Consider the following 12,022-nt stretch of genomic DNA (forward strand, 5'->3'; position numbering starts at 1 on the left):
CATTCCAACATCTCTGCCTTCTCGCCCTCATTGATTTATTTTTTTAGCCGCGCACACACTGATACTGAGACCTAGGGAACTGCTGTCGCATCCAGTTGTAACTCCGTCGACAGTGAACGTTCGAAGAGTCGACAATCTGGCCGAGGCCGCCGACCTCATCGCTCGCGCCACGGCGATGCAGCGGGAGGTGTTTAACGGTGGCCACTCAGCAGAGGAGACGTTGGCTCGCTTGCAGCGATCGAAGGGTACCGAGCAGTTTTGGGTAGCGGAAGTCTCTGGCGAGATTGTATGTGCGGGTCGGTTGACGCTGACTCCGAATGCTGACTTCGCGGGACTATGGGGCGGCGCTACTCACTCTGACTGGCGAGGCAAAGGAATCTACCGCGCCCTCACCGCCGCGAGAGCTGGTGCTGCTTTGGCGGCCGGGAAGCACTATCTTCACAGCGATTGTTCCCCGATGTCTAGACCCATCCTCGAGCGCAGCGGTTTGTTCCCAGTTGCCACGACGACTCCCTACATCTGGCACCGATGATCCTTTGGAACTGACTCACCCGTGCCACGCCGGGTCGGACCCGGGGGAAGTACGATAGCTGAGGGCGAGGTGCTGAATCGAAGGACCACTCTCTGTTTCGGTCTCGCCTGACTATGACGACAGAACGGAAAAAACCCTCCAAGTCCCTTTCGCGCTCCCTTTCCAAGGCTATAGTGAGAAGATGTTGCTCGGTGAAACACTGTTGGTAGATCGTGGGTCAGTTCAGCTATTCGGGAAGCGTTTCCAGGGAGGGCAACCTATCGTCATTCTCCTTCACGCAGGAGTGACGGATCAACGGAGCTGGCAAGAGGTGGTATCTGCCATCGGCGAGAGAGCTACCGTCATCTGCTATGATCGCCGGGGTTATGGAGAGACGCCTCCCTCTCCGGAGGAGTTTTCCCATGTGAAGGATCTTTTTGCCGTCCTTGACGAGATCACCGATACCCCTGTGTGGTTGGTGGGAAGCTCTGCTGGCGGTGGGATTGCGCTTGATGTCGCAGTCCTTGCGCCAGAGCGGGTGGCAGGTCTCGTACTGTTCGCTCCGTCGGTGAGTGGTGGGCCCGACCCTGAACTCGACGGCGATACCGCCCGCTTGGTCGAGCAGCTCGAGGAGACGATCTCGGTCGGTGACCTAGATGAACAGAACCGCCTGGAGGCCTGGCTCTGGCTCGACGGTCCGACTCAAGGCGAAGGCAGGGTAGGAGGGCCCGTCCGTGAGCTCTTCTTTGACATGAACAGGGTCATCCTCTCTCACGGTGTTCCTGAAGGGACGGGAGCGAGTGGTATCGATGCATGGGGTCAACTTGAACAGGTGATGGCCCCAACACTCGTGGCTTGTGGAGCCCTTGACATTCCCTTCATTGTCGAGACCAGCCACTCGCTGGCTGAGCGCCTTCCAAACGGCTACCATCGCCTGCTTTCAGGTATGGCTCACTTGCCCCAGCTCGAGGACCCGACGGTTGTAGCAGAACTCATTGTCCATGCCATCGGCGCCAACTGAGCTACCAATCCCTGCTATGAAGTCCCAAACGTCTCATAGGCGAAGTGGACGAGGCGCAGGGGCTCGCCCCTGTAGTTGCTTGAGTGCTGATCGCCGTGCTGCCAGATTGCAAGGCATCTAGATCGCAAGGCATCCAGACCGCAAGGTCGCTTCCGGTATTGTCTACGTGACTGGTCCTGAGGGTCGAGGAGAACAGGTCGCCGTTCGCATCAGAGCTATGAGATGCGAGACGCCCAAGGTGGCGGGAGGAGAGAAGTCCGGCGGCTGGTAGTGTCGGGCCCTCAGCCGGAGTCGGCGAGTCAAAGGCGGGAGGATGATGCAGTCAATGCGGTGGAGGCGAACGATATCCGTCGTCGTAGGGAGTGTGCTGTTGGGGGGTTGTGGCTCGACCGTAGCGTCGAACTCGGTCTCGAGCAAGTCTTCAGCCCCAAACTCACCGGCTCGATTCTCACGCCCTCGTACGAATCAGAAGATGATGACTATGGAGGTCGCTTTGACTCGGCTCCTTGCCACGACCGATGCGACGTACTACCGAGATGCACGGCGTCGCCAAGTCCCAGTGCTCCCAACGGGATCGAGTGAGCGCCAATTTGTTGGGGCAAGGAGCAAAGTCGTTCTCCTCGACGGACGCTACGATGCGGTCGCCGCTTTTCCATGGGCGCCAGATGGGTTGCCAATCAAGATCTATGAGTACTCATCGAATCGATCATGGAACACGGTAGCGGCGCTGAAATCACCCTTTGGTTTTTCAAAAGGAGCGATGTATCTTGCCTCTGCCACGATTCCGGTGGCCTCGCTCTCTGGGCTTTCGGACCCGGCGTTTCTGATCCGAGAGGTAGGGGGTGGCTGCTTTCAGGGTGCGGTGGTAGCCTTTGTTGGGGGGCAGTGGACCTTGCTCAGCGCCTCGAATGCGGCTGATCAAGAGAGTCCAGAGATCGGTGGTGACCCGAGTTTTCGGCACGGCTATCTCTTCACGACGACTGTGTGTGGTGCGGTCCCGGCATATACCGGCGATACGGTCGCGTGGTGGAAGGTGAACCCAAGCGCCGGAGACTTCGTGATGGTGCGCCAAGAGGTGATCAGCACCGATAAGAAAGCCAGCAGCGACTCCTAGCCCGCATCCAAAAGTTTCGCAGCGGCACTCTCGCGCCGACCCCGCTTCAAAGACTTTCCTCGTTTTTCTTCCAGTGGGCACCTTCAACTTTCTTCCAGTGGGCACCTTCAGGTTCTATCCCCGTAGCGGACAAGGAGTTTACGAGCCGCCTTCTCGAGTGTGATCGCTCGGTGGGAGCGGTGCAAGACCCATCGAGAATTGCCACACATGGGAGTGGCTGTTGCCAAACTCTTGAGCCAGCATGGGTCACTCCTTCTCATTTCAGTGATCTTCGGTGTCGATGAGCTACAAGCGGCGCTCTCGGCGGATGCACGAGCCCGTCAAGAAGCAATCTCGCGACTCGAAGGACCCTCCCTCGTAAGGACTCAGAGCCGAGAGAGGCCCGCAGTGAAAGAACGGGTCTACCCCTCACGTGAGGAGTACCCCAACGCCCACCAGCAGCCCAGCAAGTCGTAACTCACCTTCGTATCTCCTGTGTTCCAGAGCCCGCCCAACGCGGTAACGACACCCTGTTTGCTGTCAAGGATTCGTTGGGGAGCGTCAAGAGTCTCGAACTATTTGTCGTGCTCTAGCGAACCCTCCATACCGTATCGGCGAGCCGAAGTCATCCCTGGAGCACTCCCTCGAAGCGTTCTGTGAGGACGTATTCCAGAGCGCCTGTCCGCGGTAGGTATGCACAGAGGTCGCTCACTCAGAGTTGGGTAATTCTGGGGTGGGAACTTTGGATTGGGGGATGCAAAGGTTGGGCTAGCCTCAGTCCCATGTGGAACCGGGCACCCAATGCAGATGAGGCTGCGGCGGGGATGCTCGCGGCGTGTGAAGCCATTTCACGGGGCCGAGTTGGTGCCTGGCGTGACGTACGCCAGGGTTTGGTTGGCCTTATGACCACAGTCCCGGGGCGCCCCTATAACGGGATGTATGGTCTCGATAGGACCGCTACCCCCGAGGATGCAAGCGGACTTGCAGTACGACTCGCTGCCAGCGGAGTGTCCTGGGCCGCACGGCTCCGGCCAAGCGTGCCCGACGAAGTCGATGAGGCGCTAAGTGATATGGGGCTCTTCGCGGAGGATGAGATACTCTTGATGGCGACGTCGCTAGTCACTCACGAAGTTCAGGGTCAAGAATTACCTGGTCTCACTTTGAGCACGCGCCGCGCGCAAGACGATCTCGCGATCACCGAGGTACTCGGTGCTGTTTTCGGCACGCCGCCCGCAAACGCGACAAAGCTCTTGGACCCTGCACACCTCAAGTGTGACGAGATCCAGTGGCACCTCGGCAAGGTAGATGGGGTGCTTGTTAGCTGTGCGATGTCGGTAGTAGCCGCCGAGGCCGTCGGCATCTTCGCGGTAGGAACAGTTGCTGAGGCGTGTGGAAATGGCTACGGCTCGGCGGTGACTCTGCGCGCCCTCACTCACGGACTCACTGGGGGAGCGCGATTCGGGGTGCTCACCGCAAGCCCTGAGGTTCAAGGCGTCTATGAACGTCTTGGCTTCACGGTCTTAGAGCGCTGGAGGCGGCTCGTGCCATCACTTTGAGTGACCGATGATGCGCGGGTATTTGCTTTGTCCGCCAGACTCAACCCCCTCGATGAAGGTCCGCGACCAAGCTCCATGACTGACGCCGAGTGGACGGCAGTGACTCGCCAACGCCGGCGATCACTCACCGGTGCCCTCACCGAATCGGCCTTGGGTCGTGAACTCTTGGCAGTGGAACGCTCGGCCCTCGATGCAGCACTTGCGACCGCAGTCATGGAAAACACCACTCCCATTCTCCCCCATATCGTTGATGCGCTCTTTCGGCCAAGAAGAGCGGTAGCGGGTTCGAGTATCGAACAACTCGCCATCGACTCCCGGGAGATCGGTCATGCACTCACCCGCACGGTATCGGGTGATCTCGCCGGTCTTGGTCCCGACGTAGGTACGTGTTAAAAGGGGATCGCCAACTGCAACAGGGCCGGCCCTTCAGTTTTCCGAGACCCGCAATCTGGTTGGTCGGTCGAGGCGTACGCGCAGGCCGGGGTTCGTGCCCTGATCGAAGCCGAGCGCTCGGTACAGTGGCTCTGCTTCCTGGGTAGCGTGCAACTCCACAGCGCGGACCTGCTGGTCGCCGAACCAGTTGATCAACGCGACGGTGATGGCGCGAGCCAGGCCGCGCCGACGCCAGGCGACGTCGGTGGAGATCCACTGGATGTAGCCAACCCGGGCGGATGGATTGTTCGGCCCCGGGAGTCTTGCGGCAATGGATCCCGCGCCGGTGGCGACCAGGTGGCCGGGGTGCGTCGGGTTCTCGACGACGAAGACCATAAGCTCGTCGCCGAGCCGACGGCGCACATGTTCGGCTGCGGCCTGTCGCCACTCCGTTTTCGAAGTGTCCATCCCCATCTCCTCGTACATCAGCGAAGCCAAGCGGATCACCTCGTCGACGTCGCTGAGCCTTGCCCGGCGAGGTGGATCCGTGAGGCTCGCCGCAACCCTGGCGCCATCGGGTAGCTGGGGGTTGTTGCTCATCAGATCACCATAACCGATCAATCCAAGACCCTCGACATCTGGCGTGACCTTCAGCGATATGTGACGGGTTTCTGACAACACTCTGTGATGGGGACAACAGCGTCCCTTTTGACAAACCCTCTGCGCGAACACCCCAGTTCAGCGGGGTCGCGGTCGAGGAGCGTCCCGTTTACCCCGCCCGCAAGGATTTCCAGTGATGGGGCGCTATGCGCAACAGCGGCATGGGCCGACAAAGCTCTCGTGCGCCGAAGGGCGAAGCTGCTCGCCGGGGTAGTCAGCGACCGAGACAATGATCCCTCTCGCGTTGACGGCAAGTGGGCCGAGCCGACCGACCGAAGATCCAGATCGATGGTTCGGGCAGGGTGGCCGACAAAGTCTGGCAGTGGAGCTGATCCCCTGGACGCTGACACCTCGGGGTTGACTCGCAGGTGTTGCACAGATAGCCTGTAAGCGGGCCAGATTGCAGCAAGAGCTGGTTTGGTGGTAGCGAACCTCTAGGCACGATTGGGTCAACAACGTCCGAGAAGGAGTCCAGGTAACGTAGCCTGTTTGAGCGCTCCGACCCATGAGTGCGAGACCGCTGGTGTAGTTCCAAGCAACCTAGCGCAGACCTGAGGCGATGCTCTTGAACCCGCTGAGACGAAGGAGTAAGATCGCGAGCTTACACAGTGCTGCGAGCGTCTGAGGTGCCCACCGACGCGTACTTGAGAGCGGCCCGCGTCGAACACCCGGTGTCTGGTAACAGGTGTCGAGGTTCCGGGACGGGTCGGTGAAGTTTCCGACCATCACCACCGGATGACCTCATCAGGTCTGGAAGTTTGAAGAGAGCCGCTTGAGTATTGCGCTTGGCACCTGGCTAGCGAGGTTTTGGCGTCGGTGCCCATCGAGAATGCAGAACCTCTGGTCGTTGGCGATGTGGCGTAGTCTGCAGTAGTGCTAGGCGTCGCTCCAGCTCTCTAGAGCGCGCCCACAGAGCAGCGGGTCTAGGGCCCAAGAGCGCGCTAGGTGTCGTTCTCAACCGCGACGTAGCGCGTGACCTCGTCGACTAGTGAAGCACCGAGCCGGTGCTCTGTTCGCAGCGGTCTCATCGAAGCGCTCCCGTTCGCTGGGCGCGATCGGCCGCACTACGAGCAATGTAACTCGTGGTACTTACCGGGTCGATATCCATCTCAAACTCACATCACAAGGGGACCGACCGTGCCAATCCTGTGGTACGAGGCCAGGCCAGGCAGCCGCATAAGAACTTTGTCGGAACCCTGAATGGTAGTGGTCTCAATGTCGGTTGTTGGGGTTGTCCTCGGATCGGCATCGCTGCGTTGTGCCTAAAGGACGCAGATGGCGGGTGTCTCGGCTCCAAAGGTCTATTTGGTGCCCACGATCAACATGGTACAAAATACGCTGACCCCAAAAGGTACCCTCAGTCTGGGGCTCGGACCTCATGCGAGATCTGCCCAACTTGAACCAAGAACTCGGTGTAGAACTCCTCTATGGCTCGTCGCTGGGCCTCGGCATGCAAGGGGTAGGTCTTCCACGCACGCTGAGTCTGCTCGTCACGAAAGACAGCGATCGAACAACGCTCGCCATCTTGGGCGACGAAGGTCTTGAAGGACCGGAAGCCTGGTTGCTCTCTGGCAAGGTGCTCTAGCTCGTCGGCTAGTGACTCGTAATTAGCGTGGTCCTTTCGCAAGCGCGATCGAAAGACGGTGATGATTCCGAGGGGCTCGCTCTGTGCCATTGCAGGAGTGCTGGCGGCGAAGGGATCCCAGTCGGCTTTTTCGTGCCACTCATACTCTATCCCAGCCGCCAGCTCGCGTGCAGTTGGTTCGTCCACAAGTTGTGCAACTAACGCGAGAGTCATGTCCATCCCGGCCGCCACTCCAGATGAGCTCCACCGGTCGAGATGGGCAACCCATCTGGCTTTGGGCTCCCACTGAACTTGGGGAGCGACACTTTGTACCCAATCAAAGGCACGCTTGTTCGAGGTTGCTCGATACCCGTCGAGGAGCCCAGCCGCACCGAGGAGTGCGGACCCTGTGCAGATTGAGGCGATGATTTTGGCCTTGTGTCCATAGTCACTCAGCCACGCGAGGAACCCGAGGTTGTGAACGAGGGTTCTCGTCCCTTGGCCACCTGGCACCATCAACAGATCCACCGTCGCAGCCTCAATGCGATCCACATCTGGGACGATCGAGACTCCTTGGTGACTCCTCACAGGCTGGCGGGACTCCCCGATGAGCGAAATGGTGAAGTTCCTAGGCAAGCGCCCGAGGATTTCTAATGGACCCGTGACATCGAGGAGCTCAAACCCGTCAAAGAGCACCATGCCGACGTGGTAGTGGCGATCAGCTAAATTCATCATGATTCCCTCGCTTTGGGATCCAGGGGCCTCACTCGATACTGGATCATTCAACTCTAAGTCCATGCAATCTTGGCCGCTGCGCTGGTCAGCGGATCCCGCTAGAAACAAACACCATGCTTGCAACTTTCGGCTCTACCGCCACCATCTGGATCTCAAACCTCACGAATCCTTCCTCTGTCTTGGGGGTCGACCTTGTCGGATCACAGGCCACTCGTTGGTAACAGCGAGTCCCATTCTGATTTGGAGGGCTCCTTGGAGACAGCAGACGGGCGATAGTGTCGAGATCGCCGCTGTCTCTGCGACCCTACTCGTGCTCTGCGAGCGCGCTCGCTGCCTCGGCGGAGGTGAGCGGAGCACAATTGTTTGAAATCTTTCAATCAATTTCGTATTTGTTGTAGTGAATGGCAAAAACGTTCGTATACTATTTGGCAACGACTAGCAGGAGGGGGCAGCAGTGGACACAGAACCACGTCAGCAGCAGCAGTTGGTACAGCCAGTGCGAGGTATCGAGGTACACTCGATTGACTGGATCCCAGAGCGCGAGCGGCATGGAAAGTTGTGGCACCAGGCACCCTTATGGTTTCTCGGCAACTTCCAGTACTTCACAATTCCTATCGGGTTTATTGGCCCAGCAATGGGCCTCTCGCTGTGGTGGACTGCACTCGCTGGTCTCCTAGGCATCGTTGTCGGTACATTCTTCATGGCATTCCATGGATCCCAAGGTCCAAAGCTCGGCCTGCCACAGATGATCCAGTCGCGAGCGCAATTTGGCTATCGCGGTGTCGTGATCGTCTTGTTCGTCGCGCTCTTTACCTACATGGCTTTTAACGTCACTGATCAGGTCCTTCTTGCTCAGGGTATCTCTGGTGCGTATGGATGGAATCCGACGGCTATCGCACTGGTGACGGTGATTGCCGCTGCGCTGCTCGCAATCTTTGGTCATGATTGGGTTCACCGGATCTTTCGAATCCTGCTCGTCATCTCCTTCCCCTTGATAACCATTATCACCATTGCGATCATCACCGGCCACGCTGGTGGCTTTGCACCCAAGGCTCACTATGGTTTCACCTTTACCGCTTTCATGGCAGAGTTCTCTGCGGCCGCTGCCTACAACATCACTTACGCACCCTACGTCTCTGATTACTCTCGCTACCTGCCCAGTAAGACCAAGAGTCGTTCCGTCATCTTCTCAGTGTTCTTTGGAGCGTCGTCGTCGGCTGTATGGCTAATCGCCCTTGGTGCATGGCTCGCCATCCATCTCAATGCGAATGACGGTCTCTTGGGCCTCAAGACGGCAGGGAACAATGTCTTTGGAGGTCTTGGCTCTGTCGCGGCACTTGCTTCGGCACTTGCGCTGCTCGCGACCATGGGAATGAATGCCTATGGAGCCTCACTGACACTGCTGACCGGAATCGACTGTTTCAAAAAAGTCACCCCAACTCGCGCCGCTCGGGTGATCTCCATCATTGGCCTTGCTATTGTTTGGTACCTGATCGGTGACGTGATCACCACGAGCGCTGTGAATACCGTCTTCACAGCCCTGACGCTCATGCTGTATCTGTTGGTGCCTTGGACCGCGACAAACTTGATTGACTTCTTCTACGTACGTCGTGGACACTATGCAATCACCGATCTGTTCTCACTTGATGGCATCTATCATCGCTGGAACTGGCGGGGCATTACCGCCTATGCGATCGGTTTTGCCGCCGAGATTCCGTTCATGGTGTTGCCGCAGCTCGGCTCGCTGAGTTACATCGGACCGGTAGCGAAGCTGCTCCACGACACTGACATCTCATGGCTGGTGGGTCTCGTCGTCACATCGATCGCCTATCTCCTTATTACTCGGGGCTTTGATCCCAAGACCGAGGAGCAAGCTATTGCAAAGAGCGAGGCGACCCTTAAAGCTGACTTCGGCTAAGCCAACAGAGAATCGCAATGTCAAAAAAGTACCCGCTGGGCCCACGGCTCTTGAAGGCTCGTGAAGCTTCTGGTCTCTCACTCTCTGATGTTGCAGGAAAAACAGATCTATCCAAGGGCTTCCTCTCTCGTGTAGAGCGTGGGATCGTGAGCCCTTCGGTGGACTCATTGATTGCGATCTGTGAAGTTGTCGGTCTCTCTATGGAAGACCTTTTTGCTCCACCTGTGTACCAGATAACCCGCGCATCTGAGCGTCAACGCGCTGTTCTGCCGGGAGAAATGATCTTTGACACGCTTCTCACCTCCTCAACTGAGAAACATGTGACGGTGATTGAGACGGTCGCGGGACCAAGAGGGAACGGAGGCGACGCGCTCTATTCGATGCCGACCGAGTGCGAAGTCTGCTACATCGCTTCGGGGAGCATCGAGTTCCTTCTCGACGGCGAAGTGCTTTCACTCGGTTCTGGGGACGCGCTTACCTTCAATGGAACAACGCCGCACACTTGGCGCAACGTCTCTGAGACCGAAGACGTTCGACTTCTCTGGATCCTCGCTCCTGCCTTACCGAACCCATGGATCACAGGGGCAATTGCCGGACCCAGAGACCAGTGACCTAAGCCCATTGGGCGGGAGGGGAGGCGCCAGTCCATGCCCTCGCGCTCCGTTCATGCAGCAGTGATCGACGAGCCCGCCAGCTTGTGCGAGACACAGATCCAACTCGATGATCCAGGTCTCAATGAAGTAGAGGTAAAAGGAGCTGCTGCTGGTGTTTTTCGCTCTGATCTCCATGTGTGGCCTGGCGAAAGGGACACTCACTTCCTAGCGGTACTGGGAGATGAAGGCTCAGAGTAGGTCTCGCGTGTAGGGGAAGGAGTTGCCCATCTCAATGTTGGCGACCATGTGGGATTGAGCTCGAACCCACCCTGTAGGACCTGTCGACGTGGTCGTGTGGGACACTGCTATTCCTGTCAGCGCGCTTCAGAACTCCTCGACCGTTCAGCGTCTGGTTGAGGGAACCACTCGTTTCCATGAATCTGGGAACGGCGCCTTCCTCTACCTCGGAGTCTGATCGTGTGCGGAAGCGGTCGTCGTACCGAGTGCAGGTGTGATTCGCATTCCCTCGACCGTAGCGCTCGACAGCGTGGCTCTCGCGGGATGGGTACTGCCCACCGACATGAGAGCGGTTCCCAAACCGGCGAACCTTAGGAGCGGAGCACACGTATTGGTTGTTGGCTGTGGGGGAGTTGACCTCTCCTGTTAGCAGGGAGCATGTCTTGGACATGCGGCCACGATTGTGGCAATCAGCCTCGACTCGTCCCGACTCGAACTTGCATTAGACATGGGAGCGACTGAAACGATAACGATCACCTCTGCTGCCAAAGTGCGAACAACACTGCGTTACCATTACCCTGGTGGTTTTGACGTAGTCTTTGATGCCATCGGCGCCATCGACACGATATCTCTGGACATTGACCTCCTTGGATTGATAGGTCCCCAAGTTGTCGTGAGGCTGAGTTCATCAGGCTCCGTTTTGGCGATTCTTGCGCTCTATCTTGCGATGAGTAATCAACGAATACTGGAGTCAAACTACGGGTCGTTTGACTCCAGAAACCGACATTCTACGCATCATCTCACTAGTACAAAATGGTCCCATCGAGGTTGGAGCACTGATCACGTCGTGAGGCGCTTGTGGACGCTGAAGGTGGGCTGGAGGACCTTGCAAATAGTCGAACGTTATGCGAACTGCCTCTAGGAAGTGGTGGGGATTGAAGCGTCCAGACACGTTGCGGCGATGGTCGGTGTTAGTAGATCAGTTGTGAGAATCATTAGGCAGAACGCTCAAAGCTCGGGATGTGACAGGTGCTCATGAATGACAAGCCAGGCGCCACTCTGGTTCTTGCGAAGGACAATGGTTTCTCGTTCCGTGAGCACTTTGTGTTCGCCGGCCTGGCTAACTTCCGTGTGCACATCGTGTACAAAGAGCCCGACATCGTTGCTGATCTCCTGAATTATACGGTTTGACGATTCACAACTCAAGACCTCAAACCCTTCGTTGACCCAGTCATCCCAAAGCCGTTGATACTCCTCGATCCCCATCACGTTTGGGCTGTAGTAAATGGCAACGGTCGCTTCAGGGTCAAAGCTATCGAAATAGGCTCTTCGGTCAAACCGACTGAATGCCTCGATCACGTGATCTGCTGAGGCGGCAATTTCGGTACTGATATCCACGCTTGTTACTCCTTTTGAACTCTGGTGTTGGACAAGGGGCTCATGTCGGTGCTGACTATTCCAGCCAGACTACCCCCTTGCTGTCATGACTCTTCGTGTAGGGCGGTTGAATGTTGTGTGGTCAGCTACGACGTCTTTCATGGAGTCTTTCCTCCTCTCACAACAGATCACGACCGCCGCCAGGGACAGTTGTGAAGGTGCGCGGCGAGGGACGAATTGGCGTTGTATGTTCTTGCACAATAGCTCATTAGGACAGTGTGAACTTCATTCTCCGAGCTGAGAGCCAACTGCCACTTGAGTGTACTCGTATTGCAGGATCACAGACCGACCATACTCGGTGGTAGACATTGTTGTGATATCGGCC

At 57.5% G+C, this 12,022-nt stretch carries 13 protein-coding genes and 1 pseudogene; 11 read left to right on the forward strand and 3 right to left on the reverse strand.

Features of this window, described 5'->3' with window-relative positions; all coding sequences use genetic code 11:
• Window positions 1-112: 112 nt before the first annotated feature.
• The 6 genes from M7Q83_RS11390 (at window position 113) to M7Q83_RS11415 (ending at window position 4,574) form a co-directional block, all read left to right on the forward strand.
• The gene (locus M7Q83_RS11390) at window positions 113-532 is read left to right on the forward strand and encodes a GNAT family N-acetyltransferase (protein WP_298338787.1); all 420 of its coding nucleotides are present in this window, start codon (window positions 113-115) and stop codon (window positions 530-532) included.
• A 181-nt stretch (window positions 533-713) separates the two neighbouring features.
• Entirely contained in the window at window positions 714-1,532 is an 819-nt protein-coding gene (locus M7Q83_RS11395) for an alpha/beta hydrolase (RefSeq protein WP_298338790.1), read from the forward strand.
• A 472-nt stretch (window positions 1,533-2,004) separates the two neighbouring features.
• On the forward strand, window positions 2,005-2,646 hold the full coding sequence (locus M7Q83_RS11400) for a hypothetical protein (RefSeq protein WP_298338793.1): 642 nt from the start codon (window positions 2,005-2,007) through the stop codon (window positions 2,644-2,646).
• 207 nt (window positions 2,647-2,853) lie between these two features.
• Window positions 2,854-3,102, forward strand: a complete 249-nt coding sequence (locus M7Q83_RS11405; RefSeq protein WP_298338796.1) for a hypothetical protein — start codon at window positions 2,854-2,856, stop codon at window positions 3,100-3,102.
• Between the two features lie 305 nt (window positions 3,103-3,407).
• Window positions 3,408-4,181: a hypothetical protein gene (locus M7Q83_RS11410; RefSeq protein ID WP_298338799.1), complete on the forward strand. Its 774-nt coding sequence runs from the start codon at window positions 3,408-3,410 to the stop codon at window positions 4,179-4,181.
• Window positions 4,182-4,256: 75 nt separating this feature from the next.
• Complete coding sequence (locus M7Q83_RS11415) at window positions 4,257-4,574, forward strand: hypothetical protein (RefSeq protein WP_298338802.1); 318 nt, start codon at window positions 4,257-4,259, stop codon at window positions 4,572-4,574.
• A gap of 33 nt (window positions 4,575-4,607) precedes the next feature.
• On the opposite strand, the gene M7Q83_RS11420 is transcribed toward M7Q83_RS11415, so the two are convergent.
• Complete coding sequence (locus M7Q83_RS11420; RefSeq protein ID WP_298338805.1) at window positions 4,608-5,231, reverse strand: GNAT family N-acetyltransferase; 624 nt, start codon at window positions 5,229-5,231, stop codon at window positions 4,608-4,610.
• A 1,339-nt stretch (window positions 5,232-6,570) separates the two neighbouring features.
• Window positions 6,571-7,575 carry a DJ-1/PfpI family protein gene (locus M7Q83_RS11425; RefSeq protein WP_298338808.1) on the reverse strand — a complete coding sequence of 335 codons (1,005 nt, stop codon included), beginning with the start codon at window positions 7,573-7,575 and terminating at the stop codon, window positions 6,571-6,573.
• 391 nt (window positions 7,576-7,966) lie between these two features.
• On the opposite strand from M7Q83_RS11425, the gene M7Q83_RS11430 reads away from it, so the two are divergent.
• From M7Q83_RS11430 to M7Q83_RS14340, 5 genes and pseudogenes are all read left to right on the forward strand, one after another.
• Entirely contained in the window at window positions 7,967-9,430 is a 1,464-nt protein-coding gene (locus tag M7Q83_RS11430; RefSeq protein ID WP_298338811.1) for a cytosine permease, read from the forward strand.
• A gap of 17 nt (window positions 9,431-9,447) precedes the next feature.
• Entirely contained in the window at window positions 9,448-10,041 is a 594-nt protein-coding gene (locus M7Q83_RS11435) for an XRE family transcriptional regulator (RefSeq protein ID WP_298338813.1), read from the forward strand.
• A gap of 36 nt (window positions 10,042-10,077) precedes the next feature.
• Window positions 10,078-10,281: a hypothetical protein gene (locus tag M7Q83_RS11440; protein ID WP_298338816.1), complete on the forward strand. Its 204-nt coding sequence runs from the start codon at window positions 10,078-10,080 to the stop codon at window positions 10,279-10,281.
• 12 nt (window positions 10,282-10,293) lie between these two features.
• Window positions 10,294-10,440, forward strand: a pseudogene (locus M7Q83_RS14335) (hypothetical protein); the annotation flags it as partial.
• Between the two features lie 283 nt (window positions 10,441-10,723).
• Window positions 10,724-11,182, forward strand: a complete 459-nt coding sequence (locus tag M7Q83_RS14340) for a zinc-binding dehydrogenase (RefSeq protein WP_366526408.1) — start codon at window positions 10,724-10,726, stop codon at window positions 11,180-11,182.
• An 86-nt stretch (window positions 11,183-11,268) separates the two neighbouring features.
• Here the strand turns inward: M7Q83_RS14340 and M7Q83_RS11445 are convergent, their stop codons facing one another.
• Entirely contained in the window at window positions 11,269-11,658 is a 390-nt protein-coding gene (locus M7Q83_RS11445) for a nuclear transport factor 2 family protein (protein WP_298338819.1), read from the reverse strand.
• Window positions 11,659-12,022: the final 364 nt, after the last annotated feature.

This window comes from Ferrimicrobium sp. (assembly GCF_027364955.1).
Classification (GTDB): domain Bacteria; phylum Actinomycetota; class Acidimicrobiia; order Acidimicrobiales; family Acidimicrobiaceae; genus Ferrimicrobium.